This is a genomic window from Streptomyces decoyicus (genome assembly GCF_019880305.1).
Classification (GTDB): domain Bacteria; phylum Actinomycetota; class Actinomycetes; order Streptomycetales; family Streptomycetaceae; genus Streptomyces; species Streptomyces decoyicus.
Genome location: NZ_CP082301.1, coordinates 5,553,115 through 5,573,006 on the forward strand (window position 1 = coordinate 5,553,115; position 19,892 = coordinate 5,573,006).

General features: G+C 71.1%; 17 protein-coding genes and 2 tRNA genes. 8 read left to right on the top strand and 11 right to left on the bottom strand.

What is annotated here, in order from left to right:
• Positions 1–71: 71 nt before the first annotated feature.
• On the top strand, positions 72–1,169 hold the full coding sequence (locus tag K7C20_RS24575) for a YlbL family protein (protein WP_030081814.1): 1,098 nt from the start codon (positions 72–74) through the stop codon (positions 1,167–1,169).
• Positions 1,170–1,243: 74 nt separating this feature from the next.
• Here K7C20_RS24575 and K7C20_RS24580 read toward each other — a convergent pair whose 3' ends face one another.
• Positions 1,244–1,798 (bottom strand): PPA1309 family protein, encoded by a 555-nt coding sequence (locus K7C20_RS24580; RefSeq protein WP_030081812.1) that lies wholly within the window; start codon positions 1,796–1,798, stop codon positions 1,244–1,246.
• Between the two features lie 214 nt (positions 1,799–2,012).
• Between K7C20_RS24580 and K7C20_RS24585 the strand changes: the two genes are divergently transcribed.
• From K7C20_RS24585 to K7C20_RS24600, 4 genes are all read left to right on the top strand, one after another.
• Entirely contained in the window at positions 2,013–4,820 is a 2,808-nt protein-coding gene (locus K7C20_RS24585; protein WP_053208524.1) for a UPF0182 family membrane protein, read from the top strand.
• A gap of 107 nt (positions 4,821–4,927) precedes the next feature.
• A tRNA-Met gene (locus tag K7C20_RS24590) sits at positions 4,928–5,001 on the top strand.
• Positions 5,002–5,208: 207 nt separating this feature from the next.
• Positions 5,209–7,059 (top strand): tetratricopeptide repeat protein, encoded by a 1,851-nt coding sequence (locus tag K7C20_RS24595; RefSeq protein WP_209443845.1) that lies wholly within the window; start codon positions 5,209–5,211, stop codon positions 7,057–7,059.
• Positions 7,060–7,173: 114 nt separating this feature from the next.
• Positions 7,174–7,247 (top strand) — tRNA-Met (locus K7C20_RS24600).
• Between the two features lie 58 nt (positions 7,248–7,305).
• Here the strand turns inward: K7C20_RS24600 and K7C20_RS24605 are convergent.
• The 4 genes from K7C20_RS24605 to K7C20_RS24620 all read right to left on the bottom strand — a co-directional run bounded on the left by K7C20_RS24605 (position 7,306) and on the right by K7C20_RS24620 (position 11,013).
• The gene (locus K7C20_RS24605; protein ID WP_030081802.1) at positions 7,306–8,442 is read right to left on the bottom strand and encodes an ABC transporter substrate-binding protein; all 1,137 of its coding nucleotides are present in this window, start codon (positions 8,440–8,442) and stop codon (positions 7,306–7,308) included.
• A 49-nt stretch (positions 8,443–8,491) separates the two neighbouring features.
• A complete protein-coding gene (locus K7C20_RS24610; protein WP_030081800.1) occupies positions 8,492–9,388 on the bottom strand; it encodes an ABC transporter permease in 897 nt (298 codons plus the stop codon).
• The gene (locus K7C20_RS24615; RefSeq protein WP_078952834.1) at positions 9,385–10,242 is read right to left on the bottom strand and encodes an ABC transporter ATP-binding protein; all 858 of its coding nucleotides are present in this window, start codon (positions 10,240–10,242) and stop codon (positions 9,385–9,387) included. Before K7C20_RS24615 ends, K7C20_RS24610 begins: the two co-directional genes overlap by 4 nt.
• 351 nt (positions 10,243–10,593) lie before the next feature.
• Positions 10,594–11,013, bottom strand: coding sequence for a Fur family transcriptional regulator (locus K7C20_RS24620; RefSeq protein ID WP_030081797.1), 420 nt, complete (start codon positions 11,011–11,013; stop codon positions 10,594–10,596).
• A gap of 160 nt (positions 11,014–11,173) precedes the next feature.
• On the opposite strand from K7C20_RS24620, the gene K7C20_RS24625 reads away from it, so the two are divergent.
• Positions 11,174–12,637 carry a catalase gene (locus K7C20_RS24625; RefSeq protein WP_053209408.1) on the top strand — a complete coding sequence of 488 codons (1,464 nt, stop codon included), beginning with the start codon at positions 11,174–11,176 and terminating at the stop codon, positions 12,635–12,637.
• Positions 12,638–12,787: 150 nt separating this feature from the next.
• Here K7C20_RS24625 and K7C20_RS24630 read toward each other — a convergent pair whose 3' ends face one another.
• Both K7C20_RS24630 and hisN read right to left on the bottom strand, forming a co-directional pair.
• Positions 12,788–13,189 carry a CBS domain-containing protein gene (locus K7C20_RS24630; RefSeq protein WP_053209428.1) on the bottom strand — a complete coding sequence of 134 codons (402 nt, stop codon included), beginning with the start codon at positions 13,187–13,189 and terminating at the stop codon, positions 12,788–12,790.
• A gap of 151 nt (positions 13,190–13,340) precedes the next feature.
• Positions 13,341–14,144: a histidinol-phosphatase gene (gene hisN, locus K7C20_RS24635; protein ID WP_030081787.1), complete on the bottom strand. Its 804-nt coding sequence runs from the start codon at positions 14,142–14,144 to the stop codon at positions 13,341–13,343.
• 176 nt (positions 14,145–14,320) lie between these two features.
• On the opposite strand from hisN, the gene K7C20_RS24640 reads away from it, so the two are divergent.
• Positions 14,321–15,055 carry a TetR/AcrR family transcriptional regulator gene (locus K7C20_RS24640; protein WP_053209409.1) on the top strand — a complete coding sequence of 245 codons (735 nt, stop codon included), beginning with the start codon at positions 14,321–14,323 and terminating at the stop codon, positions 15,053–15,055.
• A gap of 111 nt (positions 15,056–15,166) precedes the next feature.
• Here K7C20_RS24640 and K7C20_RS24645 read toward each other — a convergent pair whose 3' ends face one another.
• The 4 genes from K7C20_RS24645 to K7C20_RS24660 form a co-directional block, all read right to left on the bottom strand.
• Complete coding sequence (locus K7C20_RS24645) at positions 15,167–15,490, bottom strand: DMT family transporter (protein WP_030081785.1); 324 nt, start codon at positions 15,488–15,490, stop codon at positions 15,167–15,169.
• Between the two features lie 166 nt (positions 15,491–15,656).
• Positions 15,657–16,664 carry a ribosome small subunit-dependent GTPase A gene (gene rsgA / locus K7C20_RS24650; RefSeq protein WP_030081783.1) on the bottom strand — a complete coding sequence of 336 codons (1,008 nt, stop codon included), beginning with the start codon at positions 16,662–16,664 and terminating at the stop codon, positions 15,657–15,659.
• Positions 16,665–16,678: 14 nt separating this feature from the next.
• Complete coding sequence (gene aroA / locus K7C20_RS24655; RefSeq protein ID WP_053209410.1) at positions 16,679–18,052, bottom strand: 3-phosphoshikimate 1-carboxyvinyltransferase; 1,374 nt, start codon at positions 18,050–18,052, stop codon at positions 16,679–16,681.
• Positions 18,053–18,218: 166 nt separating this feature from the next.
• Positions 18,219–18,932 carry a M50 family metallopeptidase gene (locus K7C20_RS24660; protein ID WP_030081780.1) on the bottom strand — a complete coding sequence of 238 codons (714 nt, stop codon included), beginning with the start codon at positions 18,930–18,932 and terminating at the stop codon, positions 18,219–18,221.
• 35 nt (positions 18,933–18,967) lie between these two features.
• Here K7C20_RS24660 and K7C20_RS24665 point away from each other — a divergent pair, with 35 nt between their 5' ends.
• Positions 18,968–19,801, top strand: a complete 834-nt coding sequence (locus tag K7C20_RS24665; protein ID WP_030081778.1) for an SOS response-associated peptidase — start codon at positions 18,968–18,970, stop codon at positions 19,799–19,801.
• Positions 19,802–19,892: the final 91 nt, after the last annotated feature.

Sequence of the window (19,892 nt, forward strand, 5' to 3'; positions counted from 1 at the left end):
GGGGCGGGTGTTCGACCTCGTACGGACGGCCCCGCGGGCCGGTTGTCATACCCGTCCCGTACTGTCGTTCCATGCCACGCCGCACCGCGACGCTGCTCGCCTCGACCCTGATGCTGATCGCGCTGCTCTGCGCCGGGGTGCTGATCCCCGTGCCGTATGCCGAGATGTCACCGGGACCGACGGTCAACACCCTCGGTGATCACGACGGCGAGCCGGTGCTGCAGATCTCGCAGCGCAAGACGTACCCGACGACCGGTCATCTCAACATGACCACCGTCCGCGTCACGGGCCCCGACTACCACATGAACCTCTTCGAGGCGGTGTACGGCTGGCTCGACCACGACAACGCCGTGGTGCCGCACAAGACGCTCTACCCCGAGGGGCAGACGGCCGAGCAGGCCGATCAGGAGAACGCCGAGGAGTTCAGCCAGTCCCAGGAGAGCGCCAAGGCCTCCGCTCTCAGCCAGCTGCGCGTCCCGTTCGCCAGCCAGACCGTCGTCGGGTCCGTCGTCAAGGACAAGCCGGCCGACGGGCGGCTGCACGCGGGCGATGTGATCAAGGCAGTGGACGGCACGGAGGTCAAGCAGGTGGGCGATGTCGCCAAGCTCGTCACCCGCCACAAGCCGGGTGGGAAGGTCGTCTTCACGATCATCCCCGTCAAGGACGCCGCCGCGGCGGAGAAGCAGGGCAAGAAGCCCCAGGCCGGCGCGAAGCAGATCGCGATCACCACGCAGAAGGCGGACGACGGCCGTGCCATCGTGGGCATCCAGGCCGGGGTGGATCACCTCTTCCCGTTCCCCATCGACGTCAAGCTGGCCGATGTCGGCGGCCCGAGCGCCGGGCTGATGTTCGCGCTCGGCATCGTCGACAAGCTCACGCCCGGGGACATGACGGGCGGCAAGTTCGTGGCCGGTACGGGCACCATCGACGACCAGGGCAAGGTCGGCCCGATCGGTGGCATCTCGATGAAGACGGTCGGTGCGCGGGACAAGGGCGCGGAGTTCTTCCTGACGCCCAAGGAGAACTGCGCCGCCGCGGCCAAGGACACCCCGCAGGGGCTCACCCTGGTCAAGGTCGGCACCATAGGCGACGCCGTCAAGGCGCTGGAGAAGATCCGCAAGGGCGACACCGCCGGGCTGCCGAGCTGTAGCCCCGCAGCCCGGTCCTAGGAGCTCCGAGGACCGGGAGCCCTCCGGGCCGGACGCGCACGTCCGGCCCGGCCGTCAGCCCTGCTGGGCCGCGGTCAGCCCTCGAACGTCGCCGCCAGCGCTTCCGCGAGGCCCGGCACCAGCGCCGAGCCGGTGAGCACCTCGGACGTGGAGTCCTTCTCGCGCAGCCGCAGCGCCGACTCACGCCGTCCGTCGCGCAGTACTGCCACCGTCATCCGGACCTCCTGGCGGTCCGGGTGCCGGGCGACCCACTTGGCGAGCTGCGCCTCGTCCATGCCCTCGGGCTCGGAGTCCTCCGCGGACGGCGGCAGCATCAGCCGCTCCACGGTCAGTGCGCAGCCGGCCACGGCATCCGGCCAGGCGATGGTGGCGAGGAACTCGTCCAGCGGGACGCCCGCCGGGATCTCGTCCTGTTCCACGGGGGTCAGGGACGCGGTGGTGGAGTCGTCGATGCCGAGCTGGGCGGCGAGCGAGGGCTCCTGCGCGCGCAGCTTGGCGGTGTCGACGAGGGCGAACAGTCGGGCGGGCTGATCCCAGCCGAGCCCGGCGCTGTACTCGTCGATTTCGAGCACCGCGCGGGTCAGGGGGTCGGCGGCGAGGGGGGTGCCGTCAACGGGGAGGTTGGTCATGCTCAACATCGTGCCTTGTGTACCCCGGAAAGCGGGAACTGAGTAAAGCCTTCGTAAGTTGCATCGGTGGGTCCTACTATCGCCGGGCCTGCTCAACACGACAGCGAACTTCGAGGTGCGCACCTTGGCTTTCCAGATGCCGGACCGCGGCGGAGGCCCGACAGGGCCACGGATCAGAGTCGGCCGACCATCGCGGCGGATCCGGACCCTGCTCATGACGTTGGGTGTGCTGGCCGTCTTGGCCATGCTCTTCGTGATGTTTGCGGGGTTCTGGACCGATTGGCTCTGGTACCGCTCGGTCAAGTACTCCTCGGTCTTCACCACCACCCTGTGGACCAAGATCGGCCTGTTCTTCTCCTTCGGCGTCCTGATGGCCGTGGCCGTCGGCGTCAATGTCTGGCTGGCGCACCGGCTGCGGCCGCCGCTGAGCGCGATGTCCGTGGAGCAGCAGAGCCTGGACCGCTACCGGATGGGGATCGCCCCGTTCAAGAAGTGGGCGCTGATCGCGGTCACCGCGGTGATCGGCCTGATCGCCGGGGCCTCCGCCTCCGGTGAGTGGCGTACCTGGCTCCAGTGGGTCAACGGCGTGCCGTTCGGCAAGACGGACCCGCAGTTCGGCAAGGACATCGCCTTCTACACCTTCGACCTGCCCTGGTACCGCTTCCTGTTGAGCTTCGGCTTCGCCTGCGCGGTGCTGTGCCTGGTCGCCGCGGCTCTGACGCACTACCTCTACGGCGGGCTGCGGCTGACCAGCCCCGGCTCGCGGGCGACCGCGGCCGCCACCGGCCATCTGTCGGTGCTGCTGGGCATTTTCGTCTCGCTCAAGGCGATCGCGTACTGGCTCGACCGGTACGGCCTGGCGGTCAAGTCCAGCGGCCTGAAGTCGGCCGACAACTGGACGGGCCTGCGGTATGTCGACGCCAACGCCTATCTCCCGGCGAAGACGATCCTGTTCTTCATCGCGGCGATCTGCGCGGTGCTGTTCTTCGCCACCCTCTGGCGGCGGACGTGGCAGCTGCCGGTGATCGGCTTCGGCCTGATGGTGCTCTCGGCGGTCCTCATCGGCGGGCTCTATCCGGCGATCGTGCAGAAGTTCCAGGTCCAGCCGAACGAGCAGGCCAAGGAAGCGCCGTACATCAAGCAGAACATCAAGGCGACCCGGGATGCGTACGACATCCAGGACTCCGAGGTCACGCCGTACAAGGGCGACTACCAGCCCACCGGCAAGGCGGACAGCGAGCGGCTGCGCGATGACGCCGACACCACGGCCAGCATGCGGCTGCTCGACCCGAACGTGGTCTCGCCGGCCTTCCAGCAACAGCAGCAGGTGCGCGGGTACTACCAGTTCCCCTCCACCCTCGACGTCGACCGCTACAAGGACAAGGGCGGCGCCGAGCAGGACACCGTCATCGGTCTGCGTGAGCTGAACATCGCCGGTATCCCCGAGCGCAACTGGATCAACGACCACTTCAAGTACACCCACGGCTACGGCGCGGTCGCCGCCAAGGGGACCGAGGCCTCCGAAGGCGGTGGTCCGAAGTACACCGAGTCGGATCTGCCGTCCAAGGGGCAGCTCCCCCCGTACCAGCAGCGGGTGTACTACGGCGAGAAGACCTCGCAGTACTCCATCGTCGGCGGTCCGCAGAAGGAACTGGACTACTCCGACGACAGCGGCGAGAAGAGCTACAGCTACAAGGGCAACAGCGGCGTCAACCTCTCCAACCCGGTCAACCGTGCCGCTTACGCGGTGGCGTTCGGGGAGCCGCAGATCCTCTACTCCGGCGCGATCGGCGAGGGCTCGCGGATCCTGTACAACCGCACGCCCAAGGAGCGCGTCGAATCCGTCGCCCCCTGGCTGACCATCGACGGCGACGCCTACCCGGCGGTCATGGACGGCCGGATCAAGTGGATCGTGGACGCCTACACCACCAGCAACGGCTATCCGTACGCCTCGCGCACCACGCTCGGGGACAGCACGGCCGATTCGCTCACCGACGGACAGCGGGCGGTGGTGGCCCAGCAGAACCAGGTCAACTACATCCGTAACTCCGTCAAGGCGACGGTGGACGCCTACGACGGTTCGGTCAAGCTCTACCAGTGGGACGACAAGGACCCGGTCCTCAAGACCTGGATGAAGTCCTTCCCCGGCACGGTCGAGAAGAAGAGCGCCATCAGCCCGGCGCTCAAGGAGCACCTGCGCTACCCGCAGGACCTCTTCAAGGTGCAGCGTCAGCTGCTGACCACGTACCACGTCACCGATCCGGGGACCTTCTACACCGGCTCCGAGCGCTGGCAGATCCCGAACGACCCGACGACCAAGTCGGGCAACGCCGTACCGCCGTACTACCTGAGCATGAAGATGCCGGACCAGAAGAACCGCCAGTTCTCGCTGACGACGACCTTCACGCCCAACAAGCGCGACAACCTCGGTGCGTTCATGGCCGTCGACGCCAATGCGACCAGCGGCGACTACGGCAAGATCAGACTGCTGAAGCTGCCGTCGGAGACACCGGTGCCCGGCCCGCAGCTGGTGCAGTCGAAGTTCAACTCCGATCCGGTCATCGCCAATGAACTCAACATCCTCAAGAAGTTCGGCGACTCGGAGATCGAGTACGGCAATCTGCTGACCGTGCCCCTGGACGGCGGACTGCTCTACGTCGAACCGGTGTATCTGCGGGGCGCCAACACCAACTACCCGCTCCTGAAGAAGGTGCTGGTCAGCTACGGCGACAACAAGCCCGTCCTGGAGGACTCCCTCAAGGACGCGCTGGATGTGGTCTTCGGCAAGAAGGCGCCCAGTACGGGCACCGAGGAGCCGCCGGGCGGCGACACCGGTAAGCAGCCCCCGTCCGGCCAGACGGTGCAGCAGGCCCTGGGCGACGCCCAGAAGGCCTACGAAGAGGGCGAGAAGGCGCGTGCCTCGGGCGACTGGGCCGGTTACGGCGAGGCCCAGAAGAAGCTCAAGGCGGCGCTGGACCGCGCGGCGAAGGCGTCCGAGAAGGGCGGCAAGCCGGGCAGCTGAGCCGGCCGTATGCCCGGACCTTGTGGCCGCCGGTTTCGTACCGGCGGCCACAGGGCCGCGGTGGTGCTGGGGCATCCCGTTACCGTGATACCTTGAAGACACAACGACGCGGGGTGGAGCAGCTCGGTAGCTCGCTGGGCTCATAACCCAGAGGTCGCAGGTTCAAATCCTGTCCCCGCTACTGAAAAGACGAAGGCCCGGATCCTCAAGGATCCGGGCCTTCGGCATGTGTTCAGGTCGTTACCGGTCACAGCGGGTCGCGCGGCCGATGTGGGGAAGGTGTGTGCTTGAGTTTGACAAGTCGTCGTGTCGGGAAGTCGACAAACCGCCGAAGTGACCTCACTGGCTGCGGTATACCAGGTGTACGCGGGTTGCAGGTGATGCGACGATGGGTCTTATGGGGGACAAGGCAAGGTTGTTGGAGACGGACCGGTTTGTGCATGCGCCCGACGACGGGCGCGAATCCGAGCTGCACATGGACGCGATGGAGGCCGCGGAGGCTGCCGAAGCGTCCGATGCCGTGACCGAGTCCGGCCACCGCCGGGCCGCCGAGGCGGGCGACACCGCCGCCATGAGCGCGCTCGGCGCGATGCTGCTGCGCCGTGGTGACCTCGACGGCGCCGAGCCGCATCTGCGCTCCGCGGCCGCCGCCGGTGACCGCGCCGCGGCCAACAACCTCGGCGTCCTGCTGCACCAGCGGGGCTACGGGGACGAGGCGGCCGGCTGGTGGCGCATCGCGGCCGTCGCCGGCTCCGCCGCCGCCGCGCACGCCCTCGGGCGCCACTACCGCGAACGCGGTGACGAGCCGGCGGCCGAGTACTGGCTGCGCCAGTCCGCGGAGTCCGGCCACTGCCTGGGCGCGTACGCCCTCGCCGACCTCCTGGAGCACCGCGGCGACATCGGCGCCGAGCGCTGGTTCCGTACGGCCGCCGAGCGTGGCCACCGCGAGGCCGCCTACCGCCTCGCGCGGCTCATCGAGGACGGCCGCGACGCGGAACGGCGTGCGGTCCCCGCGTACGGCGAGCTGACCCAGCAGGAGGAGGCCGAGCAGTGGTACCGCCAGGCCGCGGCGCGGGGCCACCGCCGGGCGGCGCTGCAACTGGGCGCGCTGCTGGAGGAGCGCGGTGACGTCCAGGAGGCGGGCCGCTGGTACCTGTCCGCCGCCAAGGACGGCGAGGCGCGCGCGGCCTGTGCGCTGGGCTTCCTGCTGCGTGACGCGGGGGACGAGGAGAGCGCCGCGGAGTGGTGGCGGCGGGCGGCCCAGGACGGCGATGGCAACGCTGCCAATGCGCTCGGTGCGCTGCACGCCGACCGCGGTGAACTCCAGACCGCCGAGCGCTGGTACCGCGTCGCGCTGGACGCCGGGGATGTGAACGGCGCCTACAACATCGGGTTGCTCTGCGCCGAGCAGGGCCGGGAGGGGCGCGGTGAGCAGTGGTACCGCCGGGCCGCCTACGCCGGGCACCGTGAGGCCGCCAACGCGCTGGCCATCCTGCTGCTCCAGCGCGGTGACGCCTCGGGGGCCGAGCCGTGGTTCTCCAAGGCGGCCGAAGCGGGCAGCGTGGATGCCGCGTTCAACCTCGGCATCCTCTTCGCCGGGCGCGGTGCGGAGCGTACGGCGCACACCTGGTACGAGCGGGCGGCCGCGGCCGGGCACACGGAGGCGGCCCTCCAGGTCGCCATCGTGCAGCTGCGGGACGGTGAGCTGCAGGACGCGGAGCGGAATCTGCGCTGTGCGGCCGGCGGCGGCAGCGCCGAGGCGGCCTTCCGGCTCGCGGATCTGCTCGACCGCAGGGCGGCGGCCGCGGGCGAGGGGCTGGCCGACAGCGAGCGCACGGCGGACGACGAGAGCGTGCAGTGGTACGAGCGAGCCGCGCGGCAGGGCCACCGTCGCGCCCAGGTCCGGGTTGGCATGTTCGCGGCGGCTCGCGGGGATGCCGTCGAGGCCGCCGACTGGTACCGCGCGGCGGCCGAGGCCGGCAGCCGTAACGGCGCCTTCAACCTCGGGCTGCTGCTGGCCCGCGAGGGCAGCCTTCCCGAGGCCGCCCTGTGGTGGCAGCGTGCCGCCGAGAGCGGCCATGGCCGGGCCGCGCTGCGGCTGGCGCTGCTCGCCGCCCGGCGCGGTGCGCTCGCGGAGGCGCAGAGCTGGTGTGCGCGCGCCGTCGAGCTGGGGCCGCCGGAGGTGGCGGAGCGTGCGGCGCGGTTGCGGACGGCGCTCCAGGAGGAGCTCAGCGCCTAGCGGGTGCTACGGGCGCACGCAGCCGAGGGCCCGGTCCACGGGGCCGGGTCCTGGGCCGTGCGGAAGGGATTTGCGCTGGTCGTCGGCCTGGGGTTAGAGTTACGGCAACAACGACGCGGGGTGGAGCAGCTCGGTAGCTCGCTGGGCTCATAACCCAGAGGTCGCAGGTTCAAATCCTGTCCCCGCTACTGAAAAGACGAAGGCCCGGATTCCTTGAGAATCCGGGCCTTCGTCATGTCCGCCGTTCTACCGCCGCAGCCGGTGGCCGACCGCCTCCGCGTACAGGCTGCGGTCGACCAGCCTGTGCTCCGGCAGCGGTGCGCCCCGGGTGACGCCGGCGTCCCGGTAGGCCTTCTGGAGCCGGTCCGTGGTGCCCTTTCTGATCTCCCAGTCCATCCGGAGCGACGGCACCGAGGTGAGGATCGTCCGGTCGATGTCCAGGAGGTGCGCGAGCCCGGTGACGAATGACCGGTCGGCCTTGTAGTCGCCGGCGAAGTACGTGTTGACCGTGCGGATGTAGGCCCGCAGGAAGGCGACCCCGGCGTCCGCGTCCCGCTGGAGCAGGTTCGGCCCGTACAGGGCGCCGCCGAGCGGTTCGCCCTGGGGCTGGCCGCCTAGGAAGGCGTAATTCCGGTCGCCGTCGACCCGGCGCCAGACCGGGTCGAGCAGCCAGGCGGAGTCCACGCCGCCGCCGGTCAGGGCGGTCAGTACGTCGGCGGAGCCGAGCTGCTGGAAGGCGACGGAGTGCAGGTCGGCGCCGTGCCGGGCGAAGGACGCGGCCATCGGGTACATGATCACGGAGCCCTTCCCGATCATGGTGCCCATCCTCGATCCCTTGAGGGAGACCGACGAGGCGCTCTCCCCGCTCTTCAGGCGCACCCACAGGCCGCTCTTGGACCGCGGGGCGGGGGAGAAGTTGCCGGCCACCCAGCGGATGTCGAAACCGCCGTTGATGCCGTTGACGACGGCGGCTTCGGGGGCCGCCCACAGGGCGTCCAGATCGCCCTTGGCCAGCAGCGGCAGTGCCTCCGGGGTGGGCAGGACCTTCAGCCGGACGTCGAGGCCCTCCTTCCGGAACTCACCCCTGGCGAGGGCCAGTCGCAGGGGGGCCACGTACTCGGCGTTGAGGGTGCCGGTGGCGACCGTGAGCGTGCGGCGTCCGGCGAGGGGGCGCGGGGCCGGGGCGCCCTTGTCGCAGCGTGCCGGGGTGCGGCCAGGGGCGAGGCCGGCGGGGTCGGTCCAGGAGGGCTTGCCGCAGCCCTGTACGGGCTTGATGGGGCGGGGCCCGGCAACGGGGGCACCGTCGTCCTTGTGGGCGGCGCAGCCCGCGCCGAGGGCGAGGGCGGTGAGGAGCACGGCGACGGCGGTGGTGCGGGTGCGCATGGGACCTCCGTGCGGGGCGGCGTCGGGGCGGACGGGGCGGTGCCGTGGGTCAGCTCTGGGACCGGCCGCGGTCGCGGGGTGCCCAGGGGGTGAGGAAGCGCCCGGCCAGCCGCACCAGTTCGGAGAAGAGCACACCGAGGACGGCCACACAGACGATGCCGACGCACATCACGTCGTTCTGGAACAGGGCACGCGAGTCGAAGATCAGATGGCCGAGGCCGTCGGTGGCCGCGATCTGTTCCGAGGCGACGATGACCAGGACGGCCACGCCCGCGGCGATCCGGGCGCCCACCAGGATGGCGGGCAGCGAGGCCGGCAGCAGGACGTGCCGGAACATCTGCCAGGCGCTCGCGCCGAACACCCGGCCGGCATCGCGGTGCCCGGACGGGATGGCCAGCACCGCCGCCATGGTGGAGATCCAGACGAAGAAGAAGACGGTGGCGGCGACGAGGGCGACCTGCGGTCTCTCGCCGAGCCCGAACATGTTCAGGAAGACCGGCAGCAGCGCGAGCTTGGGCACGACGTACAGGGCGTCCAGGAGGGGTTCCAGGGCGGCCCGTACGAGCGGCAGCGATCCCATCAGCAGGCCCAGGAGGTAGCCGGAGACGGTGCCGACGGCGTACCCGGCCAGCACGCGCCGGAGAGTGGCCCACACGTCCGGCCACAGGTCGCCGGCCAGGGCGCGCTGCCAGCCGTCGGCCAGGATCGTGGACGGCGCGGGGTAGATGCGGTCGTCGATCCAGGCCCGGTCGGCGGCCAGCTGCCACAGCAGGACGAGCAGCAGCGGGACGGCGACGGCGAGGGAGACCTCCAGGGTGCGCCGGCGGCGGTGGGCGCGCCGGGGATGCAGCTCCTGGGGGCCGGGGCGGCGGACGAGAAGACGGCCGGCCGGGGCGGGCCGGCCGTCCTCGTGGCCGGGGCCGGGCGGGTGGAGGGCGGTGCTCATGCGGGGACGGCCCCCTCGGCGGTCGGGTGTGCCGTGGCGGCCCCGTCGACCTCGTTGCGCAGCAGCTGCCACAACTCGGCCTTCAGGGCGGTGAATTCGGGGGTGTCCCGGACCGCGCCGGTGCGTGGACGGCCGAACGGCGGGCGGCGTTCGGCGATGATCCGGCCGGGCCGGGCGGACATCACCAGGACCCGGTCACCGAGCACCAGGGCCTCTTCGAGGCTGTGGGTGATGAAGAGGGTGGTGGTGCGGGTGGTCTGGGTGAGGTCGAGCAGCTCGTCCTGGAGGAGGGTGCGCAGCTGGGCGTCGAGGGCCGCGAACGGCTCGTCCATCAGCAGCATCTCCGGCTCCACGGCGAGCGCGCGGGCAATGGCGACGCGCTGGCGCATCCCGCCGGAGAGCGCGGCCGGATAGGCGCCGGCGAACTCGGTGAGCTCCATCCGGGCGAGCCAGGAGCGGGCCCGTGCGTCGGCCTCCTTACGGGGCACGCGCTGGATGTCGAGGCCGAAGCGGACATTGGCCAGCACGGTTTTCCAGTCATGGATGCCGTAGTCCTGGAAGATCATTGCGGCCGGCCGTTCGGCGCTCGCCCGGATCTCCAGCTCGCCCTCGCTGGGGCGCAGCAGCCCGGCGGCGATCCGCAGCAGGGTCGACTTGCCGCAGCCGGACGGGCCGACGAGACAGACGAATTCGCCCGGTGCGATCTCGGCGTCGACGGGGCCGAGGGCGGCCAGCGCCGTTCTGCCGCGGCCGAACGAGCGGGTCAGGGCGCGGGCGCGCAGGGCCGGTGGGCGGGGGGAGGACGGCTCGGCGGGTGGGCGGTGCGCTGCGGGGGAAGGGTGCGGCTCTCCCACGGGGTGCTCCTTGCGGAGTGCGGACAGGGTGCCGCCGTGGTGCGGGGCGCGGGGCCCGGTCGGGCCCGGTGGCCGGAAAGCGCGGCCCGCCGACGATATGACGGTGCGTCAGATTCGGGCAAGGGGCGTGCGGGCACGGGTGTGCGGTGGGGGAGATGAGGCGCCAGGTGGCAGGGGGATCGGTGGGCGGGCCGGGCACGCGAAGCAGCCCGCGGCCGGAGGGACGCGGGCTCGGGGAGGCGTACGGCGTGACGCGGGGCGGGGAGGCGTACGGCGTGACGCGGGGCGGGGAGGCGTACGGCGTGACGCGGGGCGGGGAGGGCCCGGACGGGGGCCCGGCTCCCCTTGGTGTCAGGGCGTGGCGTGGCAGTTGGGGCAGAGGCCCCGGTAGGTCACGGTGACCTCGGAGACCTGGAAGCCGTAGCGCTCCGGCTCGGGAAGCGCGGAGAGCGGGTCGCCCTGGACGTGGACGTCGCGGATCGTGCCGCACTGCGAGCAGATGAGGTGCTGGTGGTCGTGGTGGGCGTTGGGGTCGTAGCGCTTGGCCCGGCCGTCCGTGCTCACCTCGATCACCTCACCGAGCGAGACCAGTTCGCCGAGCGTGTTGTAGACCGTGGCGCGCGAGATCTCGGGAAGCCGGTCGGATGCCAGCGCGTGCACCTCGTCGGCGGTGTAGTGGACGTGGTCCCCGTCGAGGACCTCGGCGACGACGCGTCGCTGCGCGGTCAGCCGCCAGCCGCGTCCCCGGAGCCGTTCCAGCAGGTCACTCATGCCAATCACCTATCAGTCAGATACAGCCAGGGTAGCAGTGCAGGTCCATCACCGGATCGAGTACGAGTTTCGGCTTCTTCTTGACTTAGACATTGTCCAATGTAAGATCGGGTTCGGCGCAAGCCAAGGGCAGGTGGAGAAGACTTTTCAGGAGGCGCACGTGTCGGTAGAGAGCACCACCGGACCGCTGACCACGGAGTCCGGGGCTCCGGTCGGGGACAACCAGAACAGCGAGACGGCCGGCATCGGCGGGCCCGGCCTCATCCAGGACCAGCTCCTGATCGAGAAGCTCGCGCACTTCAACCGTGAGCGCATCCCGGAGCGGATCGTGCACGCCCGTGGCGCCGGTGCGTACGGCACCTTCACGGTGACCGCGGATGTGACCAAGTACACCCGCGCCGCGTTCCTCTCCGAGGTCGGCAAGCAGACCGAGACCTTCCTGCGCTTCTCGACCGTCGCGGGCAACCTCGGCTCCGCCGACGCGGTGCGTGACCCGCGCGGCTTCGCGCTGAAGTTCTACACCGAAGAGGGCAATTACGACCTCGTCGGCAACAACACCCCGGTGTTCTTCATCAAGGACGCCATCAAATTCCCCGACTTCATCCACACCCAGAAGCGCGACCCGTACACCGGCTCGCAGGAGGCGGACAACGTCTGGGACTTCTGGGGCCTCTCACCCGAGTCCACGCACCAGGTCACCTGGCTGTTCGGCGACCGCGGCATCCCCGCCTCCTACCGCCACATGAACGGCTACGGCTCGCACACCTTCCAGTGGAACAACGCCGCCGGTGAGGTCTTCTGGGTCAAGTACCACTTCAAGACCGACCAGGGCATCAAGAACCTCACGACCTCCGAGGCCGCCGAGACCTCCGGCCTCGACCCGGACAGCCACCAGCGCGATCTGCGCGAGTCCATCGAGCGGGGCGACTTCCCGAGCTGGACCGTCCAGGTGCAGATCATGCCCGCGGCCGACGCGGCCGGCTACCGCTTCAACCCGTTCGACCTGACCAAGGTCTGGCCGCACGAGGACTACCCGCCGATCGAGATCGGCAAGCTGGAGCTCAACCGCAACCCCGAGAACATCTTCGCCGAGGTCGAGCAGTCGATCTTCTCCCCGCACCACTTCGTGCCGGGCATCGGTCCGTCCCCCGACAAGATGCTCCAGGGCCGTCTCTTCGCGTACGGCGACGCGCACCGCTACCGCGTCGGCATCAACGCCGACCACCTCCCGGTGAACCGCCCGCACGCCACGGAGGCGCGCAGCCACGGCCGGGACGGCGCGCTGTACGACGGCCGGCACGCGGGCCGGAAGAACTACGAGCCCAACAGCTTCGGCGGCCCGGCCGAGACCGGCCGTGCCCTGTGGCAGCCGGTTGCCGTGAGCGGTCCCACCGGTGAGCAGGAGGCGCCCTCGCATGCCGAGGACGACGACTTCGTCCAGGCCGGCACCCTCTACCGCCTGATGTCGGACGACGAGAAGGAGCGCCTGATCGACAACCTGGCGGGCTTCATCTCCCAGGTCTCCCGCGACGACATCGCCCAGCGGGCGATCGAGAACTTCCGCAAGGCGGACGCTGACTACGGCAAGCGGCTGGAAGCCGCGGTCCAGGCCCTGCGCGGCTGACCCTTTTTGCGGCTGAGCCGCCGCCGCTCTCGCGGAGGTGGTTGCGCGCCGTGGGGGTTGCTCGATTGCCGCTTGCCGTAATAAACGAAGAGGCCGGACGCCAGTGGGCTCCGGCCTCTTCGTGCGTCCGGCCGCAGGGCCGTTCGCGGCTCAGGCGGGTACGGCGCGGGCCCGCTCCGTGGCGGCCGACCGGCAGCGGATGATGTCGCGTACGGATACCACCCCGACCGGTTCATGGCCGTCGAGCACGATCAGATGGCGGAAGCCGCCGCGCACCATGGCGTCCGCGGCATCGTCCAGGGTCCAGTCCGGAGCGGCGAAGACCACGTCCGAGGTGGTGTGGGTCTGGGCGGTCTCCCGGTCGGGGTTCTCGCCCGCGCCGAGGGAATTGAGGATGTCGCGCTCGGTGAGGATGCCGATGCCGCTGTTGTCGTTGTCGAGGACCACGGCCGCGCCGATGCGGCGGGCCGCCATCAGCTGCGCCGCCTGACGGAGGGTGTGAGCGGGCCCGATGGTGAGGACCACCGTGCTCATGGCGTCTTTGACGTGCATGGGCATGGAGTGGAGCCACCTCCTTGGTGAATGTGCTTGCGAAGGGATTCACAAGTTCACAAAGTGGGGGATTCTCATGTTCACATGCCTGTGCCGATGCAACAAGGGGCAAGTGCGGGACGGGTGTCCGAATGTCCCGCCCTGCCGCAGGTCAGCGGGCGGAGTCGCCGAGGTAACTCAGCAGATCCTCGTGCAGCAGACCGTTGGAGGCCGCGGCGTTGCCGCTGTGCGGGCCCGGCTTTCCGTCCAGGCCGGTGAACTGTCCGCCGGCCTCCTTCACGACCACCGCACAGGCCGCCATGTCCCACAGCGAGAGCTCCGGCTCCGCGCAGATGTCCACCGAACCCTCGGCGATCATCATGTACGGCCAGAAGTCGCCATAGGCCCGGGTGCGCCAGCAGTCCCGGCTCAGGTCGAGGAAGCTGGGCAGCTTGTCGCGCTCCTCCCAGCCGGTCAGCGAGGAGTAGGCGAACGAGGCGTCCTGGATGCGGCCGACCTTCGAGACCTGCAGCCGGGTCGCGGAGGTCAGACTGCGGCCGGTGAAGGCCCCCAGGCCGTCGGCGGCCCACCAGCGGCGGTGGAGCGCCGGTGCGGAGACGATGCCGACCACCGGGCGGTCACCGCCCTCGCCGCGCTCCATCAGCGCGATCAGCGTCGCCCAGACCGGCACCCCGCGGACGTAGTTCTTCGTGCCGTCGATCGGGTCGATGATCCAGCGACGCGGGCCCGCGCCCTCGCTGCCGAACTCCTCGCCGAGCACCGCATCGCGTGGCCGGGCCCGCTGGAGCTGGCCGCGGATGAGCTCCTCGGCGGCCTTGTCCGCCTCGCTCACCGGTGTCATGTCCGGTTTGGTCTCGACCTTGAGGTCGAGGGCCTTGAAGCGCTCCATGGTGGCGGCGTCCGCGGCGTCCGCGAGGACATGGCCGAGGCGAAGATCATCGTGATAGTCGGGCATGTGCGAACAGTATCGATTGGTATACGCAGGAGCCACACGACCATGCGCCGCCGGGCGTGTGACGGCCCCGGGCCCTGCCGGTGAGCGGGTGCTGCGACGACCCTTGACAGCATCTGGCGCCGCGTCAATTCTGTGCGCACACCGGCCACCTGGGCCGGCGGCCGGGGAGGCGACGGATGCCCGCAGCGCGTGAATCCCTGCTCGATGCCGCCTACACGGCGCTGATGAACCGGCCCTGGGCGGCCGTACGGATGGTCGATGTCGCGGCCGCCGCCGGGGTCTCCCGGCAGACCCTCTACAACGAGTTCGGCAGCAAGGAAGGGCTGGCCCGCGCCCTGGTCCGCCGGGAGACCGAGAACTACCTCGCCGGAGTCGCACGGGCGCTGGCCCGGGGAGCCTCGGCCGCCGGAACGCGGGGCGACGCCGCGGGCCGGGTGGTGGCCGCGGCCGCCTGGACGCTGCGCACCGCCCGCGCCAATCCCCTGGTCAGAGCCGCTTTGACCGGCTGCTGGGGCGACCGGCTGCCGACCCCTGCGCCGGCGCCCGACGACGCCGTGCCGCTACCGGCCGCCCGGCCCGGCGCCCCCGCGCAGCGTGCCGCGGCGTCCGTGGAGGGGCCGCTGCCGGGCCCCGCGGAGCTCGTCGGCAGGTTCTGCGACCACGCGGTCGCGGCGCTGGAGCCCGACTGGCCCGCTGAGGAGCTGCCGGCCCTGGGGAGCGCCTGCGAGACCGCGGCGCGGCTGACCCTGGCCTGCGTGGTGGCCCCGCCGACTCCCGGTACGGCGCCGGCGCCGGGCCGCATACCGGCACAGCGTGCGCGGCGGGAGCTGGAGACGGAGGCGGTGTCCCGGCTCGTACGGGGGGCCTTCGCCCGGATGCCGGTCGGTGTGCCGCCGGCCGACCGTGGATGACGGGGTGTCACGGCCGTGGGCCCTGGGGGTGGCGCGCTGTCCGCAGAAGTTGACGGGCCGCACGGGCACCGGGGCCTGCACCGGGCGCTGTGCGGACAAGCGGCCTCGGGATCAGTGCGCCGAGCCCGACAGCTGTAGCCCGACCACTCCGACGATGACCATGGTGATGGAGACGATCTTCAGGGTGGAGACCACATCGCCGAGGAAGACCATGCCGTAGATCGCCGTACCGGCCGCGCCGATGCCGGTCCACACCGCGTACGCCGGGCCGACGTCGAGCTTGCGCAGTGCCAGCGTCAGCAGACCGAAGCTGCCGAGGGCGAAGGCCGCGAAGGCGATGGTGGGAAAGAGGCGGGTGAAGCCGTGCGAAAGCTTGAGGCAGACCGCGAAGCCGGTCTCCAGGATCCCCGCCACCACGACGAGCAGCCACGCCATGTCCCATTGCCTCCGTCAGCTGGGGCCGGTCTTACGTGAGCATCGACGGGACGTCAAAATCACTCGTTCCGGCCCCGTCCTGGGCGATCGGGGCCTGGTTGACCACTACGCCGGGCTTGGTGTGATTATGCCTTCACCTCGGACGGGCGTCAGCAAACTTCGGAGGTCAGTCGCCCTCGCGTCGCTCGCGGGTGGCCAGGAGACGGCGCAGGGAGTAGAGACGGGCCGGATCGGCGTGCCCGTCGGCGACCCATGCGTCCAGCGCACAGTCCGGTTCGTCGTGGCTACAGGCACGCGGGCAGCCGGCGGTGCCGGGCTGCAGATCCGGGAAGGCGTTGATGACCCGGGACGGGTCGACATGGTGCAGCCCGAAGGACCGTACGCCCGGGGTGTCGATGACCCAGCCCGAGTCGTCGGGCAGCGGGAGCGCCAGCGCGGAGGTGGTGGTGTGCCGCCCGCGGCCGGTGACCGCGTTGACATGGCCGATGGCCCGACGGCGCTCCGGGACCAGGGAGTTGACCAGGGTGGTCTTGCCCACCCCGGAGTGTCCGACGAACGCCGTCATACGGCCCGTCAGCGCGGCCCTGACCCGGTCGGCGGCGCTGCCGTCGGAGAGTTCGTCGCGGTTGGTGACGAGGTAGGGGACACCGAGCGCACCGTAGGACTCCAACAAAGTGTCCGCGGAGGCCAGGTCGGACTTGGTGAGCACCAGCAGCGGGTCGAGGCCCGCGTCGTAGGCGGCCACCAGACAGCGGTCGATGAGCCGGGGGCGCGGCTCCGGGTCGGCGAGCGCGGTGACGATCGCGAGCTGATCGGCGTTGGCGACCACGACCCGCTCGAACGGGTCGTCATCGTCGGCCGTACGGCGCAGTGTCGAGGAACGCGGCTCGACCCGGACGATCCGGGCGAGGGTGTCCTTGGAGCCGGTCAGATCGCCGACGACGGCGACCCGGTCGCCGACCACCGCGCTCTTGCGGCCCAGTTCGCGCGCCTTCATCGCGGTGACCGTACGGCCCTCGATGAGGCAGGTCAGACGGCCGCGGTCGACGGTCAGAACCAGGCCCTCACCGGCGTCCTCGTGCTTGGGCCGGATGTTCGTCCGGGGGCGGTTGCCCTTGGGGTTGGGACGGACGCGGATGTCGTCCTCGTCGGGGTTCTTGCCGTAGCGGCGCATGGCGGCGGTACCCCTCAGACTCTCCGGGCGGGGACGGCCGCCGGGTCGAGCATGTCCGTCCACATCGCGGGGAAGTCGGGCAGGGTCTTGGCGGTGGTGGCGACGTTCTCCACCTCCACACCGTCGACCGCCAGGCCGATGACCGCAGCGGCGGTGGCCAGCCGGTGGTCCTCGTAGGTGTGGAAGATCCCGCCGTGCAGCGGGCGGGGCCGGATGTGCAGCCCGTCCGCGGTCTCGGTGACATCGCCGCCGAGTTCGTTGAGCTCCTTGGTGAGCGCGGCCAGCCGGTCGGTCTCGTGCAGCCGCAGGTGGGCCACGCCGCGCAGTGTGGAGGGGGAGTCGGCCAGGGCGGCGACCGCGGCGATGCCCGGTGTCAGCTCGCCGACCTCGCTCAGGTCGACGTCGATGCCGTGGATACGGCCGCTGCCGGTGAAGGTCAGCCCGCGTTCGGTCAGCTCGCAGGAACCGCCCATGGTGGTGAAGATCTCGCGCAGCGCGTCGCCGGGCTGGGTGGTGTGCTCGGGCCAGTCCGGGATGGTGACCCGGCCGCCGGTGACCAGCGCCGCGGCCAGGAACGGCTGGGCGTTGGACAGATCGGGCTCGACGACCAGATCGCGGCCGAGCAGGGCGCCCGGGGTGACCCGCCAGACGTTCGGCTCGCCGCCCGCCTCCGGGGTGTCCACCTGCGCGCCGACGCTGCGCAGCATGTCGACGGTCATCCGGATGTGCGGCATGGAGGGCAGCGCCGCGCCTACGTGCCGGACCTCGACGCCCTGGTTGAAGCGCGGCGCGGACAGCAGAAGGGCGCTGACGAACTGGGAGGACGAGGACGCGTCGATCTCGACCGGGCCGCCGTCCAGCGCGCCGCTGCCGAAGACCGTCATCGGCAGCGCGCCGCGGTTGTCGTCGTCGATCCGGGCCCCCAGGGCGCGCAGCGCGTCGATCACGCCGCCGAGCGGACGCTCGTAGGAGCGCGGGTCGCCGTCGAAGCGGATCGGGCCGTCGGCGAGCGCGGCGACCGGGGGGAGGAAGCGCATGACCGTGCCGGCGTTGCCGACGTCGATGGTGGCCGGGCCGTGCAGGCCTGCCGGGATGATCCGCCAGGCCTCGCCGCCGCCGGGCTGCCCGGCGGAGTCCGCGGAGCCGGCGGAACTGGAGGAGGCCGTCTCCTCGATGCCGACGCCCAGGGTGCGCAGCGCCTCGGCCATCAGGAGGGTGTCACGGGAGCGCAGCGGCCGGCGCAGCCAGCCGGGCTCGGAGGAGAGGGCGGCCAGGACCAGGCCGCGGTTGGTGACCGATTTGGAGCCGGGCACGGTGACGGTGGCATCGACGGCCCCGGCGGCGAGGGGGGCGGGCCATGGGGCGGGGTGTGCGGGGCTCTCGGTCATGCCCTTACTTTAATGGCTGGCCCAGGGTGCCGATCTTGATCAAAAGTGGCGCAACCCCTCCGGAACATGGCACGGGCAGTGCGCTCCCGTGCCGGGGGCGGGGATGCGGTGGGCGCCCCTGGGCGTGGCGGTACGGGAACCGGCCGCCGGCCCGGGGCGGTTGGCGTCACAGGCCGAGCAGCCAGCGCCCGCCGCCGATCAGGGAGCACAGCGTCACCACATGGAACAGGCCGAGCCAGAGGGCCGGCGGAACATGGGTCAGGCGCGCCAGCTGGTCCGGATCGGAGTCCACGGCTCCCCCGCGACGCCGCTTGCCCATCAGCTCGAACGGCGGCCGGACCCCGCCCAGCAGCAGGAACCACACCACGGCATAGGCGAACGCCGCCTGGACATCCGCCGTCGTCAGCCAGGAGACCAGCACGAACGCGGCGCCGGTCAGGACGACGGTGAGTACGCCGTAGGCGTTACGGATCATGACCAGCAGCGCCAGCAGCAGCGCGGTCGCGCCCCACAGCAGCGCCGTGATGTGCCCCGCGGCGAGCAGGGCGGCGCCCGCCAGGCCGAGCAGGGACGGTGCGATGTAGCCGGCCGCGGCGGTCAGGACCATGCCCAGACCGGTCGGCTTGCCACGCGAAACGGTCAGCCCCGAGGTGTCCGAGTGCAGCCGGATGCCGTCCAGGCGGCGGCCGGTGAGCAGGGCGATCAGTCCGTGCCCGCCCTCGTGGGCGATGGTGATGGCGTTGCGCGCCAGCCGCCAGGCGGTGTGCGGGACGACGGCGCCCAGCGCGAGCACCGCCGTGACGATCACCAGCCAGAGCGACGGGGCGGGCTGGGTCCCGAAGACCCGGCTCCATATGTCGGTGAGGTGGTCGGTGTCCATGTCTCCCCTTCGTGTGGCATGGCAGTGTGGCATGCATGTGCGGTAGGTATGCGGCGAGTCGACGGCCCGAGGAACTGGTGGGGATCTTCGGCGTTCAGCAGTGGGAGCCGACGGAGACCCTGGCGCCCAGTTGGAACGTTGCTCCGACGGCCCCGGTGCACGCGGTGCTCGAACGTCCCCTCAAGGGCGCGGCGGCGGACGGCTTCCCGCCGGGCAGGCCGGCGCGCCAGCTGCGGACGCTGAAGTGGGGCCTGGTCCCGTCGTGGTCGAAATCACCCGAGGCCGCGGCAAAGATGATCAATGCGCGGGCCGAGACGGTGCACGAGAAGCCGTCCTTCCGGCAGGCCTTCGCGACCCGCCGCTGCCTGCTCCCCGGTGACGGGTATTTCGAGTGGGTCACCGACGCAGCGGAGCGGCAGCTGGAGGAGCAGGGCAAGAAGAAGCGGCCCCGTAAGCAGCCGTACTTCGTCACGCCCGCCGACGGCACGGTCATGGCGATGGCCGGGCTGTACGAATTCTGGCGGGACCGGACGCTGCCGGGCGACCATCCGCTGGCCTGGTGGGTGACCTGCACGGTCGTCACCACGGAGGCCGAGACCACCCCGCTGGCCGGGGCGAGCGGCGGCCCGGGGCCGCAGTCCCTGGCCGACATCCACCCCCGGATGCCGCTGGTACTGACACCGGACCGCTGGGACGCCTGGCTCGACCCGGACCGCACCGACCCCGACGAGGTGCGTGAGCTGCTGACGCCGCCGCCGGCCGGCCTGATGCGCGCCCATCCCGTCCCGACCGGTGTCAGCAACGTCCGCAACAACGGGCCCGAGCTGGTCGCCGAGCTCGACGGCCCCGAGGTGGGCACGCTGTTCTGACCCGCGGCGGGCGCGCGGTGCCGCCGCCGGCCGGGCCCCGGGCGCCGTCTGGCGTGCTGCGGTGACCTTCCGGCCGCGGCAGGGGCAGGAT

Bases quoted from the DNA above. Each gene is read 5' to 3' on its own strand.
- K7C20_RS24620 (WP_030081797.1), bottom strand. From the start codon at position 11,013: ATGAGTGACCTGCTGGAACGGCTCCGGGGACGCGGCTGGCGGCTGACC.
- K7C20_RS24640 (WP_053209409.1), top strand. From the start codon at position 14,321: ATGCCCGCAGCGCGTGAATCCCTGCTCGATGCCGCCTACACGGCGCTG.
- K7C20_RS24665 (WP_030081778.1), top strand. From the start codon at position 18,968: ATGTGCGGTAGGTATGCGGCGAGTCGACGGCCCGAGGAACTGGTGGGG.
- K7C20_RS24605 (WP_030081802.1), bottom strand. From the start codon at position 8,442: ATGCGCACCCGCACCACCGCCGTCGCCGTGCTCCTCACCGCCCTCGCC.
- K7C20_RS24645 (WP_030081785.1), bottom strand. From the start codon at position 15,490: ATGGCGTGGCTGCTCGTCGTGGTGGCGGGGATCCTGGAGACCGGCTTC.
- aroA (WP_053209410.1), bottom strand. From the start codon at position 18,052: ATGACCGAGAGCCCCGCACACCCCGCCCCATGGCCCGCCCCCCTCGCC.
- K7C20_RS24610 (WP_030081800.1), bottom strand. From the start codon at position 9,388: ATGAGCACCGCCCTCCACCCGCCCGGCCCCGGCCACGAGGACGGCCGG.
- hisN (WP_030081787.1), bottom strand. From the start codon at position 14,144: ATGCCCGACTATCACGATGATCTTCGCCTCGGCCATGTCCTCGCGGAC.
- K7C20_RS24580 (WP_030081812.1), bottom strand. From the start codon at position 1,798: ATGACCAACCTCCCCGTTGACGGCACCCCCCTCGCCGCCGACCCCCTG.
- K7C20_RS24660 (WP_030081780.1), bottom strand. From the start codon at position 18,932: ATGGACACCGACCACCTCACCGACATATGGAGCCGGGTCTTCGGGACC.
- K7C20_RS24585 (WP_053208524.1), top strand. From the start codon at position 2,013: ATGACGTTGGGTGTGCTGGCCGTCTTGGCCATGCTCTTCGTGATGTTT.
- K7C20_RS24575 (WP_030081814.1), top strand. From the start codon at position 72: ATGCCACGCCGCACCGCGACGCTGCTCGCCTCGACCCTGATGCTGATC.
- K7C20_RS24595 (WP_209443845.1), top strand. From the start codon at position 5,209: ATGGGTCTTATGGGGGACAAGGCAAGGTTGTTGGAGACGGACCGGTTT.
- K7C20_RS24630 (WP_053209428.1), bottom strand. From the start codon at position 13,189: ATGCACGTCAAAGACGCCATGAGCACGGTGGTCCTCACCATCGGGCCC.
- rsgA (WP_030081783.1), bottom strand. From the start codon at position 16,664: ATGCGCCGCTACGGCAAGAACCCCGACGAGGACGACATCCGCGTCCGT.